Source organism: Nitrospira sp. (assembly GCA_029194675.1).
Lineage (GTDB): Bacteria > Nitrospirota > Nitrospiria > Nitrospirales > Nitrospiraceae > Nitrospira_D.
Genome location: JARFXP010000011.1, coordinates 14,033 through 28,860 on the forward strand (window position 1 = coordinate 14,033; position 14,828 = coordinate 28,860).

Here is a 14,828-nt window from a genome sequence, read left to right on the forward strand (position 1 = left end):
CTGTCACCGGAGATACTCCAAGAAAAGAGTGGCCAAAGTCAGGTAGATTGTAATACCGGTGATGTCGTTCGCTGTCGTGACAAAGGGACCAGCCGCAACGGCTGGATCGACGCCCACGCGCTTGAGGAGAATCGGCATAATCGTCGCCATACTGGTGGACACGAGAAATGCGATGATCAGCGAAGCTCCGACGACCATGCCCAAAAATCCTTGATGCAAAACCCAGGCGACCAGGGTCAGTGTCACCCCGCAGGCCAACCCCATAACCAACCCTATCTTCGCTTCCCGAAAAAAGACAGGCCATACATGGGTGAGTTCCACAGAGCCGATGGCCAACCCGCGAATAATCAGCGTCGAGGATTGCAGCCCCACGTTACCGCCCATCGCGGCGATCACGGGAATAAAACTCACGATCGCCACAACTTCCTGAATCGTATAACGGAAATACCAGAGGATCGCACCGGACAGGAGACTGCCGACCAAATTGGTGAAGAGCCATGGCAACCGCAGTTTTGCCGAGCCGAGACTCGAAGACTTGGAGCCGGTTTCTTCTTCAATCGCCCCGGCCATCTTCAACATGTCTTCGGTCGCTTCCTCCCTGATCACATCCACCACGTCATCAACCGTGATGATGCCCACGAGTTTGCCGTCCCGTTCCACAACCGGAATAGCCAGCAAGTTATAGCTGGCCACCTGGCGCGCGACTTCTTCTTGGTCCACGTCGATCGCCACACTCATGACCTCTCGCGCCATGATATTTTTCAGTGGAGTTGTCGGAGGAACGGTGATCAGTTGCCGGAGCGAGAGGACACCGACCAGACGATCATCCTTGTCCGTCACATAAATATAGAACACCATTTCGGCATCGGTGGCTTGCTGCAACCGACGGATCGCTTCCTGTGCCGTGGCATCTTCCGGCAAGGAGAAGAACTCCGTGGTCATAATCGCGCCTGCCGTATCCTTCGGATACTTCAAGATGTCGGCCACCTCGGTCGAATCCTCGGTTTTCATCAAAGCGAGAATTTCTTTGCTGCGCTCTTCGGGAAGGAATCCGAGAATGTACGCCACATCATCGGGACCGAGGTCTTTCAAGAGCCACGCAATGTCGGAATGCAACAGATCTGCGAGTACTTGTTGGATACTGTCGCCGTCGAGTTCACTGAGCGCTTGCCCGCGTTTGCCTTCGCCACGGACCAGCTCGAAAATTTCACGCTTTTCCTTCGGAGAGGAGAGATGGGTCACGACTTTAGCGATGTCCGCGGGATGCATACGCCCCAACATCTTGGAGAGGTTCGTAATAGCTCCGCGTCGCAGTAACTTCTGCACAGACTGGATCACAATGTCCGATTTCGTCTGCCCGCGTTCGGTCTGATCCCGCAAGATTTCGCGCAACACATCGCGCTCGGAATGGCGAGGTCGCTGATCCGTCACTCGCGGGTCTCTCGGTCGTTCCGTCTGCATGTCCGTTTCGTCAGTACCCTAACTGCACCAAGGCCTGCTCGTCCTCCCGCCACGCCTTCTTCACCTTCACCCACAGTTCAAGGAACACTTTCATGTCGAATAGCTGTTCCATGTCCAATCTGGCCTGCGTACCGATCGATTTCAAACGCTCTCCTTGTTTGCCTATGAGGATGCCCTTCTGCGTCTCTCGCTCCACCAAAATCGACGCCCGAATCTTCGCCAATTTCCCCTGCTCGACGAACTCATCGATTTCGACCGCAACCGCATATGGCACCTCCTCCTCCGTCTCTTGCAGCACCTTCTCACGGATCATCTCAGCCGCCAGCGTTCTCATCGTCTGATCTGTCACGACATCATCGCCGTAGGCTCCTTCTCCAGACGGAAGATAAGAGACGGTCACGGCCAATAACCGGTCAACATTGTCGTCGACCTTGGCGGAAACCGGCACGATCTCCGTCCACGCGAAGAGTTTGCCATAACTGGCGAGAATCGGAAGCAGCTTCTGCTTGTTGACGAGATCGATTTTCGTGACGACAAGGATGACCGGGCGCGGCTGTTTGGCCAATACGTCCTTCATATGTTTTACAGCGGTCAGATCTCCAGGACCCGGTCGGCTCGTCGCATCCATGAGCATGAAGAACAAGTCCGCACCTTCCATGGTCTCCACGGCCGTACGCACCATTCGCCGATTCAACAAGTGCTCGGGTTTATGAAGCCCCGGCGTGTCAAGAAAGACAATTTGTGCCCCTTCCACATGTACGATGCCCATAATACGGGTCCTTGTGGTCTGAGGCTTACTCGAGACAATCGAGATTTTTTCACGCAGCAGGCAATTGAGCAGCGTCGACTTGCCGACGTTGGTCCGGCCAATGATGGCCACCGTTCCGAACTTCATGGCTTCGAGAAAGGTTGTGGGGTTTTCTCTGGATCCGGCGCTAATTGATACACAGTTTCGCCCTTGCGCACATAGCCCAACTGCTCTCGAGCCAACTGCTCGATCTTGGCGGGGTCATGCTGGAGACGGGTAATATCTCGCTGCAGTGTGGCATTTTCTCGACGTAAAGCCGAGAGTTCTTGCTCTAAATTTCTGGCGTGATCACGCATAGAAAGATACCGCGTCAGGCCCATTTCTCCGGAAAACAAGGCCCCAAACAACCACACACAGCCACCAGCGCCGATCATCTGCATGACGATAAGCATGCGCTGCCGCCATTCCAGCCACTGCCGTCCACGATTCTGCTTGATGATCATCTGCCCATCCACCGACTACCGAACCAGTTAACAGGCTGTTGAAAAATGATGAAAACCGTCTGAATCTCCTGCTTTGCCACATTAGACCATGGCTTGCACTGCCTCTCGACCACGATAGAGCGCCACGCCTCCCAACTCCTCTTCGATTCGAAGCAATTGATTATATTTCGCCACGCGATCCGTTCGAGACAAGGATCCCGTCTTGATCAATCCGCTGTTCGTGGCGACCGCCACGTCCGCAATCATAGTATCTTCGGTCTCACCCGAACGGTGTGAGATGATTGCCGTATAGCCCGATCGCTTCGCAAGCTCGATCGCATCCAACGTTTCCGTCAGGGTCCCGATCTGATTGAGCTTGATCAGAATCGAATTCCCGATTCCTTCCTTGATGCCCTTCGAGAAGATTTCGACGTTGGTGACGAAAATGTCGTCCCCGACGAGCTGTACCCTTTTGCCCAGCTTTTCCGTGAGGACCTTCCAACCCTTCCAATCCAATTCACTCAGCCCGTCTTCGATGGAGAGAATCGGATAACGATCCAAAAGCTTGCCGTAGTAGCTGATCATCTCATCGGAGGAACGTTCCGAGTTCTTTTCGGCTTCGAGAACATACCGTCCCTTGTCGTAGAACTCGCTCGCCGCACAGTCCAACGCCAAGGCGATATCCTTTCCGACCCTATAGCCAGCGTCTTCTATCGATTGCGAGATCAAACCCAGCGCCTCTTCGTTGGATTGCAAATCCGGGGCGAACCCGCCTTCATCTCCCACGGCCGTGTTGAGACCCTTCTTCTTCAAGAGGGCCTTCAACGAATGGAAGACCTCGGTGGCCATTCGGAGGGCCTCGCTAAATCGGCTCGCACCTACCGGCATGATCATGAACTCTTGGAGGTCCAAACGATTATCAGCATGGGCGCCGCCGTTGATGATGTTCATGAGCGGTACCGGAAGCACTCGAGCATTCGTCCCTCCGAGATAACGATAGAGCGGCTGCCCTGTTTCACTCGCCGACGCCTTCGCCACGGCTAACGAGACACCTAAGATCGCATTGGCTCCCAGCTTACCTTTGGTCTTCGTCCCATCCAACGCAATCATGGCTCGATCGATACCGGCCTGATCGAATGCTTCCTTACCAAGTAATTCCGGGGCAATAACCTTGCTGATGTTCGAGACCGCCTTTGAGACTCCCTTTCCCATCCATCGTTTCTTGTCCCCGTCGCGGAGTTCGATCGCTTCTTTTTCCCCCGTTGAGGCGCCGGATGGAACGGCCGCCCGCCCCTTCGCGCCACTTTCGAGCGTCACTTCGGCCTCAATCGTCGGATTGCCCCGTGAATCGATAATCTGTCTGCCCTTGATTTCTCTAATCGCACTCATACTGCTCATCCCTCTCTTGTTAGGCGCTCAGCTCCTTCTTCAGTAACTCGTTGACTTTCCCAGGATTTGCTTTCCCTCCGCTCGCCTTCATCACCTGCCCCACGAGGAAACCCAATACTTGTTGTTTGCCTTCCTTGAACTGCGCAACCTGCCCGGGATTCTTGTTGAGGATCTCTTCGATGAGCTCCGCCAGCGCCCCTTCGTCAGAGACCTGTGTCAACCCTTTTTCCCGCACAATCTGTTCGGGAGTCTTCCCGCTGCTATAAAGATTGGGAAAGATTTCACGGGCGACCTTTAGGCTAATCGTGCCTTTGTCCACCATCTGCAAAAGACTCACCAGCCGTTCAGACGTGACAGGCGACGCTGAAATATCTGTCCTGGAATTGTTTAGCTCTCTCGTCAACTCTCCCATCACCCAATTACTCACGGTCTTGGGTTGATTAAACTGCTTCACGCAAAGTTCGAAGTAGTCCGCCATGCTCTTCGAAGCCGTCAGAATAGTGGCATCATATTCAGGCAACCCATAGTCCGACACAAATCGCTTCGTCCGCACGGCCGGCAGTTCGGGCAAGTCGGCACGGAATCCTTCGATCCACTCATCGTCCAACTTCAACGGCACCAAATCAGGGTCCGGGAAGTACCGATAGTCATGGGCTTCTTCTTTGGAACGCATGACCGCCGTTTCACCACGTTCGATGTTCCAGAGCCTCGTTTCCTGGCGAATCGTGCCTCCCTCGCTCAAGACCTTGGTTTGCCGCTTGATCTCATACTCGATCGCATCCTTCACATATTTGAAGGAGTTGATGTTCTTCAGCTCGACTTTCGTCCCAAACTCCTTCTGCCCAGACGGACGCAGCGACAAGTTCGGCTCACAGCGAAAGCTCCCTTCTTCCATATTCCCGTCGCAGACCTCCAAGTACATTAAGATATCCCGCAATCCTTTCAGGTAGGCCACCACCTCATCAGCCGAACACATGTCCGGTTCCGTCACGATCTCCAATAGCGGCATGCCGGCGCGGTTCAGATCTACCCGGCTCCCACCGGTGCCGGTCTCATGGATATTTTTCCCGGCATCCTCTTCCAAATGCGCGCGACGGATGCGGATTCGTTTTGTCCCGCTACCATCACGAATCTCAATCCACCCGTGATTGCAAATCGGGGACTCATATTGGGAAATCTGATAGCCTTTGGGTAAATCCGGATAGAAATAATTCTTCCGGGCAAACTGGTTGTTCGTATCAATCGTACAGTTCAGCGCCAACCCTGCACGAACCGCCATTTCGACCGCCGTTCGATTGATAACGGGTAAACTGCCCGGCAAACCGAGACAGACCGGACAGGTCTGGCTGTTGGCCGACAGACCGAAGGTCGTGCCGCACCCGCAGAACATCTTGGACTTCGTCCGCAGTTGGGCGTGCACCTCCACTCCGATGACCGTCTCGAAGATCATCCTCGATCAGGCCCCTCGTCGATACGACCACGTTCGCGCTTCACGGCTTCGCGTCCGGCATCGAATGCCTCTCGCAGAACCGACCGTTTCGTTTCGACAAACTCCTTGCCCTGATCAACGGCTTCTTCAAATGCCTCACCGGCACGGCCGGCCAGATCGCGGAGATCGTTTTCAGCTCGACGAGCGTATTTCCTGATTTGGTCACGTGATTCACCCCCTGATTGCGGCGCCAGTAATAGTGCCGCCACGGCGCCCATCGTCGCTCCGCTCAAAAATGCCAAGAAAACCATCGCTGATGTTCCTCGATCATCCGCCATTGTGTGTCCCTCCTTCAGGTTTTATGCGTTTACGCACGACTTTGGTGGCCGCTTTGAAGCCCGCAACCATGCTGGCCACATTGCTCAAGAGCGTGCCGCTCGATCCACGAACCACATTATGGACTTGTTGCACGGATTCACCCACTTCACCCACCGCGTGAAGCAATACCGCCGCATGCTCTACCCCCTCACGCGCCTGGCTCGTCACATCATTCAAGTTCTGGCTCATGGCCCGGAGTTCAGCCACGAGAGCCGGCACCTCGGCGTTCATCTTCGAGAGGAGCTGTTCGGACTCAGCCACCGTTTTACGGACTTGCATCAATACCGGTACGAGATACCCAACCAGCACAGCAAATGCCACCGCCACGAGGAGCGCGGCGATTTCGACGATCGTCATAGTTGCCAATCCTTCCGCTCTTTCATCCCGAATGTTCTCCCTCGGCTACCCCTACCGTATCATCGGTTTTTTGAGGTACCAGTGTGTCGATTGCTCATAGGCATGTGCGGCCCGAAGCACCGTCTCTTCCTCAAAAGCTCGCCCAATCATCTGTAAGCCAATGGGAAGCCCTGTTTTGCTGAAGCCGCAAGGCAGAGCGATCGCCGGCAATCCGGCCAGGTTGACCGAGATCGTAAAAATATCGGAGAGATACATCTGTAAGGGATCTTCGCTCTTTTCACCAAGCTTGAAGGCCGGCGTCGGCGTGGCCGGAGTCACGATCAAATCCACTTCTTTGAAGGCGGCCGCGAAATCTTGGCAGACCAACGTTCGCACCGCTTGGGCCTTCCCATAATAGGCATCGTAATAGCCAGCACTGAGTACATAGGTCCCCAACATGATCCGACGCTTCACTTCCGGTCCGAATCCTTCCTGCCGCGTCTTCATGTAGAGTTCGAGAAGATCTTTGGTTTCCTTGGCACGGAATCCGAACTTCACCCCGTCGAAGCGGGCGAGATTCGAACTGGCTTCCGCCGTCGCGATCACATAGTACACAGCCACAGCCGCGCCGGTGCTCGGCAGACGGATTTCCCTGATCTCAGCGCCAAGATTCTTCAACTCCCCAATGGCCGCTCTGACTATCTGCTCGACGTCCGGGTCGAGTCCTTCAGTAAAAAATTCGACCGGCACGCCGATCTTCAGAGTTTTGAGATCCCGTTTTTGCAGCGCTTTCATGTAATCCGGCACGGAGCAATCGACCGAGGTGGAGTCCATCGGATCATGACCTGCAATGGCCTGCAGAAGAAATGCCGCGTCAGACACGTCTCTCGTGATCGGTCCGATTTGATCCAGCGAGGAGGCGAACGCGACCAACCCATATCTCGAGACCCGTCCGTAGGTCGGCTTCAGCCCCACCACTCCACAGAACGCCCCCGGTTGCCTGATGGACCCGCCGGTGTCTGAGCCAAGTGCCGCCACACATTCCTCCGCCGCCACCGCTGCAGCGGATCCTCCGCTAGATCCTCCCGGCACACAGTGTAGGTTCCAAGGATTTCGGCTGGGGCCGAATGCGGAGTTCTCCGTCGACGATCCCATCGCAAACTCGTCCAAATTCGTTTTACCCAACAACATGTACTCCTGCGCTCGCAACTTGGCGATCACCGTCGCGTCGTAGGGTGGCACAAAATTCTGCAACATTCGAGAGCTGCAGGTTGTGAGTACACCTTCCGTACAGATATTATCCTTGATGGCAAGCGGCATTCCGGTGAGCGGATTGGTCTTTCTCCATACCTTGAGCTTCCGATCCAAGGCTTCCGCCTGTACGAATGCTGCTTCCTTCGCTTGGGTGACGAAGGCCTTCACCTTCGGCTCCACCTGGCTGATGCGCAGAAGGTAGGCGCGCGCAATCTCTGTGGCCGTGACTTCCCCTGCCTTGAATTTCTTATGAAGCTCGACGAGGCTTAGTTTCTGGAGGGACATGAATTTCCTGCTACAGACAGGTGAGCGCAACACGGACTGACACCGGAGCTCATCGATCAGCCTGTTTTCGGCTTCTCAGCTCACCGTCACAATTCGATTCTTTTCATTCACCCGAACGATCTTGGGTGTGTGCTTCTTGATCTCTTCCTCGCCGTAATACTCGTAACAAAAGATGATGATCTGATCTCCGACCGCCGCCTTTCGCGCGGTGGGCCCGTTCAAAATGATCTCCCCTTTCCCCCGCGTACCGTTGATCGCGTAGGTCATAAATCGCTCCCCGTTATTCAGATTCGAGCAGATAATGGCCTCATACGGCAGGATCCCCGCCGCCTCCATCAAATCTTGGTCGATGGTCAGACTGCCTTCGTACTCGAGGTGGGCTCCCGTCACTGTCGCACGGTGAATTTTCGAACGCAGCATTTGTCGAAACATCGATCGTCCCGCTATTCGTCAGTCGCCGCTCATCAGGCGTTGTCGTCAACGTACGAGTCGACTGTCTGACGATTAACGCTCCTCTAAAATTTTAGGGACCACAAACCCGTCTGATTCACGCTCAGGTGCGTTTGCTAACGCCTGGTGCGATGTAAGGGACGGACGTACGACATCCTCCCGAAACACATTCACTCGCCCCATGACGGTGGCGGTCGGCTCGATTCCCGTCGTGTCGTACCGGTTCAATGTATCGACATGCGCGAGAATCTGAGTCAACTGTTTGGCAAATGTCTCCTTCTCAGCCGGTGTGACGGCCAATCGTGCCAACTGTGCCACCTTTTCCACATCCAGCTGCGTAATCTCCACTCTCGTTGTTCCCTTCCTCACAGGATGTTCAAAATGGTCTTCCAGCAAGGCCGCAGGGAGTCTCGCGACTGAGGGGTACTTTCTGAAGTACCTCGCAGGGAGAGAGACGACCGAGAACGCCGCTGGAGACCATTTTCAACATCCGCCTATTCCACCGTTACGCTTTTTGCCAGATTCCTCGGCTGATCGACATCCGCCCCGCGCAATACTGCAATATGATACGCGAGGAGTTGAAGCGGGATGGTGAACAAAATCGGCGAGATCAGCGAATGGGTGTCAGGCACGGTGAATACCGCATCCGCAATCTTGCCGAGCTCCCGCTCTCCTTCTGCTACAAAGGCAATCACCGGCGCGCGGCGCGCTTTCACTTCCATGAGATTGCTGACTGTTTTATCGTAGAGTCGGTCCCGAGGCGCCAACACCACAACCGGCATATCTTTGTCGATCAGCGCGATCGGGCCATGTTTCATCTCGCCCGCCGCATAGCCTTCGGCATGGATGTAGGAGATTTCCTTGAGCTTCAGCGCCCCCTCCAGTGCGATCGGGTAGTTGATGCCGCGCCCCAAAAACAGAAAGTTCCGCTTTTTGTAATACCGCTTGGCGATTGCTACGATTTCGGCTTCTCGCTGGAGCACACGCTCGACCAACACCGGCAACTTCACCAGCCGATCGAGCCAGGCTTTCCCGTCCGCCACCTTCATCACATTACGAACACGCGCAAAATGCAAGGCCAGAAGATACAGCGCGGTGAGTTGCGCCGTAAACGCCTTAGTGGAGGCAACCCCGATCTCCGGCCCGCAGTGTGTGTACAGCACCCCGTCCGATTCACGGGCCAAGGTACTGCCGACGACGTTGACGATCGAGACGACACGTGCACCTTTTTGCTTCGCCTCTCGCGCAGCAGCCAGCGTATCGGCCGTCTCACCGGATTGAGAAATTGTGATGAACAAGTCGTTTTTTCCGACGAGCGGATCGCGATACCGAAACTCGCTCCCGATATCCACCTGCACCGGGGTACGGACCATTTCTTCGAGCAAATACTTTCCGACCTGGCCTGCATGCCAGGACGTGCCGCAGGCGACGATCCAGATGCGCTCAACCGCTGAGAATTCATTGGGCGTCAGGCCGATGCCGGGCAGATCCGCCTCCCCCGTTTCATAGGAATACCGTCCGCGCATGGTATCAAGAATGGTCTGCGGCTGTTCGTGAATTTCTTTCAGCATGAAGTGGGGATAGCCGCTTTTCTCGGCTGCAGATGCATCCCACGTAATTGTCGACGACTGACGCGAGACCGCATGGCCGTCGACGTCGGTCAGGTCCACTCGGTGTTGCGTGACCACCGCCACATCCCCCTCTTCAAGGTAGGTCACTTCCCGCGTGTGCGCGAGCATCGCCATCACATCGGAAGCGACGTAGGATGCGTGCTGTGTCCGACCGACCACGAGCGGACAGCCAGACCGCGCAGCAATCAACGTTCCAGGTTCCCGCTCAGAAATCACAGCCAGCGCATAACTGCCCCGCACATCTTTCGTCGCGAGCCGCACGGCGTCGGCCAGCATGTTCTCTTTCTGAAGATACTTATCGATCAAATGGGCGACAACCTCCGTATCGGTTTCCGATTCGAATTTGTAGCCGTCTTTTTGCAACTGCTGCTTCAATTCCTGATAGTTTTCGATAATCCCGTTGTGCACCAACACACACCCTTTCGACCGATGCGGATGGGCATTCTGTTCCGAGGGCTTTCCATGGGTCGCCCAGCGGGTGTGGCCGATTCCGACCGTTCCCTTGAGCTCGTTGGACTTGAGCGCCATTTGAAGATTAGCCAGTTTGCCCACGCTCCGTCTGACGGCAATCTTTTCTCCCTGCATGACGGCGACTCCCGAGGAGTCGTACCCTCGGTATTCCAACTTCGCCAGTCCCCCGATGAGAATCGGAACCGCATCTTGATCGCCGACGTATCCGATGATTCCACACATAACGGTTGCTCCAGTCTAACGAGGCTGATCGGCAGACGATTCTCCCGTCGCAATCAGCGTTTCAATGACTTCGCGCGCCTGTTCTTCATGTTACTCGAAGTCTTTTTGGCTCTTTGGCCCCCCTGCCTGTCGGAAGCTTTCGCTGAATTTTCGCTCGGCGGACCGGCGGTCAGCAACATCCGACGTTTAGCTGCCCACCCGACTCGATTGACCTGCGGCACACGGGCGATCGCCAATGAATCAGCCGGCACGTTCTGCGTCACAGTCGTCCCTGCCGCCACGACTGATCCTTCTCCGATCGTGACCGGCGCAATCAGCTGCGTATCGCTCCCAAGAAACACATTCTTGCCGATCACCGTGCGATGCTTTCGCGCTCCGTCGTAGTTACACGTGATGGTGCCGGCGCCGATGTTGACGCCTTCTGCAATCGTGGCATCACCCAAATAGCTGAGGTGATTGGCCTTGGAGCCTTCGCCCAATTCGGTTTTCTTCATCTCGACAAAATTTCCGACTTTTGCTTTCCGTCTGATCAGCACACCTGGACGAAGATGCACGAACGGTCCCACATGCGCTTCGTCGTGGACTTGTGACTCGCACAGAACAGAGGAATCCAGAATCTCAACGCGATTGCCGATCACGCAATCGGTGATGCGAACCCCAGATCGGATTGTCGTCCCTTCACCGACTATTGTTTTGCCTTCGAGGCTCACTTGTGGATAGAGCACCGTATCTCTTCCGATGGTGACTCCGGCATCAATCCACACGGAGCCAGGATCTCGCATCGTGACTCCGGCTTCAAGCCAGCGATCGCGAATCTGTTGACGGACGACCCGTTCCGCAGCCGACAGCTGTTGCCTGGTATTGACTCCCAGCCCCTCTTCGGGATCTTGAAGGCTCACAGCCGCAACCGACCGCCCCTGGGCAACTGCCATTCGAACAATATCAGTCAGATAGTATTCATTCTGAGCGTTGCGTGGCTCCAGCTTATCGAGGGCCTCAAAGAGAAATTCTCCGGACACGACATACGTCCCTACGTTGATTTCCTTCGTGGCTCGTTCTACCGGAGTGGCATCACGATCTTCGACGATCTTCAACACATCGGATGGAGTTATTTCACTCCGGTGATCGCCGCCGAGCTGCCGGCGGATAACTCGGCCATAGCCGCTGGGATCATCGAGCATCGCCGTCAGAATCGTCACAGTTGCGCTCTGCGCTTGATGAACCCTCAAAAGTTCGCGCGCCGTCTCCTCCTTCAGCAACGGGGTATCACCGTTCAAGATAAGATAATTCGTCGGACGCGCTTCGTCGCCCTGACAAAACACGGGGCGGCTTTGCACCACGGCATGGCCGGTCCCAAGTTGTTCGGCTTGCTCGACGATGCGCACCGACTTTGATCCAGGTCTGCCTGCAATACCCGATTCAATCACTTGCCGAACCCTGTCGGATTGATGCCCGACCACAACCGCAATGCGATGACCCGCCAGTTGTAGCGCCACATCGACGGCATAGAGAACCATGGGCTGCCCTGCGACATGGTGCAGCACCTTTACTTGGCTGGAGTTCATCCGCTTGCCCAACCCGGCCGCCATTACGATCACTCCTAAGCCGGGAATACGCGAGACCGCCGTGTGTTGCTCTACCGATTGTTTCATCGAGGGCTCCGGATCTGAGAGGATCGCAATCGAGTCTAAGACACGTATTTATCCGATCGGCACACCGGCATCCGGTTGTTTGGCCTGACTCCACTTCGATTCCCCGCTCAGGGCCGAAGCTATGGTGCCGGACGGTGTATAGAGACCGCCTGACACGATCAGTTTCATCGCTTCCTCAATACTGATATCAACAGATGTCACCTCTCGTTCCGGCACCAATAGAAAATAGCCCGACGTCGGATTGGGCGAGGTGGGCACATAGACGTGAACGAGCGCCTCCTGGCCCAATGCCGTTGTCTCGCCTTTTGTCATGCCGGTCACGAACGCAAAACAATAATGGCCGTTCTTGGGGAATTGGATCAAGACCACACGTCGATACGACCCGCGCTCTGAAAAGGACAGAATATCCATCATGGATTTCAATGTTGAATAAATCCCCCGTACGAGGGGCAGTCGGTTGAGCCAATCCTCCCAGTGCCCCACAATCTGGCGCCCGATGAAATTCGCCGCGAACAACCCGACCAAAAAAATGAGCAACACCAGAGTGACGATCCCTAAGCCGGGGATATAATGGTCTGGCACCAACTCTGCGACGGCATCGCCTAAGATGCCGTCTACCGCGACGAACAGGGTCTTCAGGACGAGAATAGTGCCCCAGATAGGAGTGACAAGAAGGAGACCTGTCAAAAAATACCGTCTTAGCGCGGTCTTGAGCATATATCACCAGCACCCAGCCACAGGCAGAGTTTTCAGCTGTTCATCTTACAGAGTTCCAGACAAACCTCGCAAGCGTTTTATTGTAAATTTCAACGGGTTATGTAGCTGGATAGGTGAAATTCCAGAAAGGTACCGGTCTTGCTATTCGCTACAAGGTGACATAGGATCGCTCCCTGATGACGGCTGAAATGAAAATCGCCGATGGGTAAAACATCTAGAAAACCAACGGGTATTTTCATCACGCTGGAAGGCGGTGAGGGAAGCGGAAAAACGACACAAGCTCGAAGACTTTGTGAGCGGTTGAGCGCGCAAGGCCTGGACGTGCTGCATACCAGAGAACCGGGTGGGACGCTTCTCGCTGAACGTCTGCGGAGTCTCCTGCTCGACCATTCGGTGGAATCGATTGCTCCGGAAACGGAAGCCTACCTCATTTTCGCGGCAAGACGCCAACATGTGGATCACGTCATCAAACCCTCGCTCGCACGCGGGATGACGGTCGTCTGTGATCGATTCTCAGATTCGACGATGGCCTATCAGGGGTATGGACGGGGATTGGATCTCCGAGTGTTGCGCACGATGAACGACTGGGCGACCGGAAAACTTACTCCACAGCTCACGTTGCTCTTCGATGTCCCTGTAGCTGTCGGACTCAGTCGACGCCGTAGTCGCACAGCCACTCAAAATCGGCTCGATCGAGAAACCGAACGGTTCCACCTGAAGGTCCGTGCGGGATTTCACGCGTTGGCCCGGCGAGAACCTCGACGCATCACGGTGATCGATTCCACACGACCTCTGGAATCGGTGGCACAAACCGTGGAAGAACTGGTCATCAACTGGCTCAAAACGTATTCCGCACGGACATCGAGACACCGATAGCCCATGCCTTTCGCCGACATCACAGGCCACGAGCAACCGATCTCCCTCCTTCAAGCGACCTTGTGCAATGATCGCTTGGCCCATGCCTATCTGTTCTATGGCGAACCCAGGGTCGGAAAGTTGATGACCGCCGTGAGGCTGGCTCAGGCCCTCAACTGCGAACAGCTCGCTCAGACGGAGGCTCAGGACAGCTGTGGGCATTGCCGATCCTGCCTGCAGATAGCCGCGCGGACGCACCCGGATTACTTCGTCGTCGAGCCCGACCCAAAAGCAGCAACGCCCCAAATCAAAATCGAGCAAGTACGGGAGATCGAACACCAGTTCGTCTATCGACCACTCGTCGGGGAACGGAAGATTTGCTTGATTGATGACGCAGACCGACTGACGATCGGGGCAGCCAATGCGCTCCTCAAGACCTTGGAGGAGCCCCCGGGTCATAGTCTCTTCATCCTGGTCACCAGCAGGCTCCATGCGCTTCCGATCACCATTCGATCACGCTGCCAAGCGCTCCGTTTCACCACGCCCGCCCGCACGCAAGTTGAAGCAGCGTTGATACTCAAGCGTGAGCTTCCTCCTGCCGATGCCCGTTTCCTGGCGGTCTTCGCCGATGGCCGGATCGGAGAAGCGCTCACGGCAAATGTCGCAGAAGTTCGCACGCGACAGCAAGAATGCCTGGCTTTGGTGAAGCCGGAAAGCTTGAAGTCGAGCGCGACCATTCTCTCTGCATCGGAAAGTTTGGCCAAGACAGACCGTGGAGAAGAAACGCTCGCCTGGCTTGCGCGATGGATCCGCGATCTTGTCATTGTCATCGTGGATGGAGATCAGGATCAGATCCTTCACTTCGACCAACTCGCCGACCTGCGACGGTACACCCAGCGAGCGGACGTCGACAGTCTCCTGACTCTCCTGAATGACATCGAGCGGGCCGAACAGCAATCCACGCGGCACTTGAACGTGCAGATGACGCTGGAAACGACGTTCCTCCGCCTGCGCGAGGCACTCGGGCTGGTCCCTGCCGGAGCTTCCGCCTAGCAATAAACGCTCCCA

The 14,828-nt window shown here is 55.5% G+C and carries 15 protein-coding genes; 2 read left to right on the forward strand and 13 right to left on the reverse strand.

Annotated elements, in window-relative coordinates; translation table 11 throughout:
* Positions 1-3 precede the first annotated feature (3 nt).
* The 13 genes from mgtE to P0120_24180 all read right to left on the reverse strand — a co-directional run bounded on the left by mgtE (position 4) and on the right by P0120_24180 (position 12,905).
* The gene (gene mgtE, locus P0120_24120) at positions 4-1,461 is read right to left on the reverse strand and encodes a magnesium transporter (protein ID MDF0677395.1); all 1,458 of its coding nucleotides are present in this window, start codon (positions 1,459-1,461) and stop codon (positions 4-6) included.
* Positions 1,462-1,471: 10 nt separating this feature from the next.
* Positions 1,472-2,356, reverse strand: coding sequence for a GTPase Era (gene era / locus P0120_24125; GenBank protein MDF0677396.1), 885 nt, complete (start codon positions 2,354-2,356; stop codon positions 1,472-1,474).
* Positions 2,353-2,712, reverse strand: a complete 360-nt coding sequence (locus tag P0120_24130; GenBank protein MDF0677397.1) for a septum formation initiator family protein — start codon at positions 2,710-2,712, stop codon at positions 2,353-2,355. The genes era and P0120_24130 overlap by 4 nt, the downstream gene beginning before the upstream one ends.
* A gap of 81 nt (positions 2,713-2,793) precedes the next feature.
* Positions 2,794-4,080, reverse strand: coding sequence for a phosphopyruvate hydratase (eno, locus tag P0120_24135; protein ID MDF0677398.1), 1,287 nt, complete (start codon positions 4,078-4,080; stop codon positions 2,794-2,796).
* A gap of 19 nt (positions 4,081-4,099) precedes the next feature.
* Positions 4,100-5,530 (reverse strand): Asp-tRNA(Asn)/Glu-tRNA(Gln) amidotransferase subunit GatB, encoded by a 1,431-nt coding sequence (gene gatB / locus P0120_24140; protein MDF0677399.1) that lies wholly within the window; start codon positions 5,528-5,530, stop codon positions 4,100-4,102.
* Complete coding sequence (locus P0120_24145) at positions 5,527-5,847, reverse strand: YtxH domain-containing protein (protein MDF0677400.1); 321 nt, start codon at positions 5,845-5,847, stop codon at positions 5,527-5,529. Before P0120_24145 ends, gatB begins: the two co-directional genes overlap by 4 nt.
* Positions 5,837-6,244: a DUF948 domain-containing protein gene (locus P0120_24150; GenBank protein ID MDF0677401.1), complete on the reverse strand. Its 408-nt coding sequence runs from the start codon at positions 6,242-6,244 to the stop codon at positions 5,837-5,839. The genes P0120_24145 and P0120_24150 overlap by 11 nt, the downstream gene beginning before the upstream one ends.
* A gap of 51 nt (positions 6,245-6,295) precedes the next feature.
* Positions 6,296-7,762, reverse strand: coding sequence for an Asp-tRNA(Asn)/Glu-tRNA(Gln) amidotransferase subunit GatA (gatA, locus tag P0120_24155; protein MDF0677402.1), 1,467 nt, complete (start codon positions 7,760-7,762; stop codon positions 6,296-6,298).
* A gap of 75 nt (positions 7,763-7,837) precedes the next feature.
* A complete protein-coding gene (locus P0120_24160) occupies positions 7,838-8,194 on the reverse strand; it encodes an aspartate 1-decarboxylase (protein ID MDF0677403.1) in 357 nt (118 codons plus the stop codon).
* Between the two features lie 72 nt (positions 8,195-8,266).
* A complete protein-coding gene (gatC, locus tag P0120_24165; protein MDF0677404.1) occupies positions 8,267-8,581 on the reverse strand; it encodes an Asp-tRNA(Asn)/Glu-tRNA(Gln) amidotransferase subunit GatC in 315 nt (104 codons plus the stop codon).
* A gap of 125 nt (positions 8,582-8,706) precedes the next feature.
* Positions 8,707-10,536, reverse strand: coding sequence for a glutamine--fructose-6-phosphate transaminase (isomerizing) (gene glmS, locus P0120_24170; protein ID MDF0677405.1), 1,830 nt, complete (start codon positions 10,534-10,536; stop codon positions 8,707-8,709).
* A 53-nt stretch (positions 10,537-10,589) separates the two neighbouring features.
* Entirely contained in the window at positions 10,590-12,188 is a 1,599-nt protein-coding gene (gene glmU, locus P0120_24175) for a bifunctional UDP-N-acetylglucosamine diphosphorylase/glucosamine-1-phosphate N-acetyltransferase GlmU (GenBank protein MDF0677406.1), read from the reverse strand.
* Positions 12,189-12,236: 48 nt separating this feature from the next.
* Positions 12,237-12,905 carry a DUF502 domain-containing protein gene (locus tag P0120_24180; protein ID MDF0677407.1) on the reverse strand — a complete coding sequence of 223 codons (669 nt, stop codon included), beginning with the start codon at positions 12,903-12,905 and terminating at the stop codon, positions 12,237-12,239.
* A 201-nt stretch (positions 12,906-13,106) separates the two neighbouring features.
* Here P0120_24180 and tmk point away from each other — a divergent pair, with 201 nt between their 5' ends.
* Both tmk and holB read left to right on the forward strand, forming a co-directional pair.
* On the forward strand, positions 13,107-13,781 hold the full coding sequence (gene tmk / locus P0120_24185; protein ID MDF0677408.1) for a dTMP kinase: 675 nt from the start codon (positions 13,107-13,109) through the stop codon (positions 13,779-13,781).
* Between the two features lie 3 nt (positions 13,782-13,784).
* Positions 13,785-14,813 (forward strand): DNA polymerase III subunit delta', encoded by a 1,029-nt coding sequence (gene holB / locus P0120_24190; GenBank protein MDF0677409.1) that lies wholly within the window; start codon positions 13,785-13,787, stop codon positions 14,811-14,813.
* The last annotated feature ends 15 nt before the right edge of the window (positions 14,814-14,828 follow it).

Excerpts from the sequence above, each read along its gene's own strand:
- mgtE (MDF0677395.1), bottom strand. The coding sequence starts at position 1,461 with ATGCAGACGGAACGACCGAGAGACCCGCGAGTGACGGATCAGCGACCT.
- era (MDF0677396.1), bottom strand. The coding sequence starts at position 2,356 with ATGAAGTTCGGAACGGTGGCCATCATTGGCCGGACCAACGTCGGCAAG.
- P0120_24130 (MDF0677397.1), bottom strand. The coding sequence starts at position 2,712 with ATGATCATCAAGCAGAATCGTGGACGGCAGTGGCTGGAATGGCGGCAG.
- eno (MDF0677398.1), bottom strand. The coding sequence starts at position 4,080 with ATGAGTGCGATTAGAGAAATCAAGGGCAGACAGATTATCGATTCACGG.
- gatB (MDF0677399.1), bottom strand. The coding sequence starts at position 5,530 with ATGATCTTCGAGACGGTCATCGGAGTGGAGGTGCACGCCCAACTGCGG.
- P0120_24145 (MDF0677400.1), bottom strand. The coding sequence starts at position 5,847 with ATGGCGGATGATCGAGGAACATCAGCGATGGTTTTCTTGGCATTTTTG.
- P0120_24150 (MDF0677401.1), bottom strand. The coding sequence starts at position 6,244 with ATGACGATCGTCGAAATCGCCGCGCTCCTCGTGGCGGTGGCATTTGCT.
- gatA (MDF0677402.1), bottom strand. The coding sequence starts at position 7,762 with ATGTCCCTCCAGAAACTAAGCCTCGTCGAGCTTCATAAGAAATTCAAG.
- P0120_24160 (MDF0677403.1), bottom strand. The coding sequence starts at position 8,194 with ATGTTTCGACAAATGCTGCGTTCGAAAATTCACCGTGCGACAGTGACG.
- glmS (MDF0677405.1), bottom strand. The coding sequence starts at position 10,536 with ATGTGTGGAATCATCGGATACGTCGGCGATCAAGATGCGGTTCCGATT.
- glmU (MDF0677406.1), bottom strand. The coding sequence starts at position 12,188 with ATGAAACAATCGGTAGAGCAACACACGGCGGTCTCGCGTATTCCCGGC.
- P0120_24180 (MDF0677407.1), bottom strand. The coding sequence starts at position 12,905 with ATGCTCAAGACCGCGCTAAGACGGTATTTTTTGACAGGTCTCCTTCTT.
- tmk (MDF0677408.1), top strand. The coding sequence starts at position 13,107 with ATGGGTAAAACATCTAGAAAACCAACGGGTATTTTCATCACGCTGGAA.
- holB (MDF0677409.1), top strand. The coding sequence starts at position 13,785 with ATGCCTTTCGCCGACATCACAGGCCACGAGCAACCGATCTCCCTCCTT.